The organism is Autumnicola tepida (genome assembly GCF_031846485.1).
GTDB lineage: Bacteria > Bacteroidota > Bacteroidia > Flavobacteriales > Flavobacteriaceae > Autumnicola > Autumnicola tepida.
This window is the reverse complement of sequence record NZ_JAVRHQ010000118.1, coordinates 1-505: the sequence shown is the minus strand read 5'-3', so window position 1 is coordinate 505 and position 505 is coordinate 1. Positions and strand designations below refer to the sequence as shown.

At 27.3% G+C, this 505-nt stretch carries 1 pseudogene; it reads right to left on the bottom strand.

Features of this window, described 5'->3' with window-relative positions:
- Positions 1-474: pseudogene (locus RM553_RS19620) on the bottom strand (RNA-directed DNA polymerase); the annotation flags it as partial.
- Between the last annotated feature and the right edge of the window lie 31 nt (positions 475-505).

Here is a 505-nt window from a genome sequence, read left to right as displayed (position 1 = left end):
TTTTTGTTCTATAGACCTCCACCAATTGCCTACATTAGTCGCTTTATCAGATAGTTCATCTTCTGATTTCAGCGGAATACTACTACAATTAATTTTTGAATCTTTTGAAAATTCTTCGAACCGTTTCTTTATAAAATCCCAATTATTTTTTTCCGTGATTTTATGGACTAAGGAAACATATAATGCAGGATGAATTAATTGATATGGCCGCCAAGAAAATTTACCATCTTTATTATTTAAATAAATGTAGTTTACTTCTTCAAAATCTGATGGATAATTGGTTTTGATTTCACCCAAATTATTCTGTCTTTTACTATAGAAATCACTTAAATTTTTATTCTCAATTTTCTCAGAAACTTTATTGATTAATGCTTGAAAAGTAAAATATTTAGGTAAATCGAAATTGAAATAACTTTCTTCCTTTAGTAGATATTTTCTTGCTTCTATATCTGAAAGCTCTAAAATTTTCTTCATTTAAATCGAAATTTTGTTTTCGGCTTGTGCA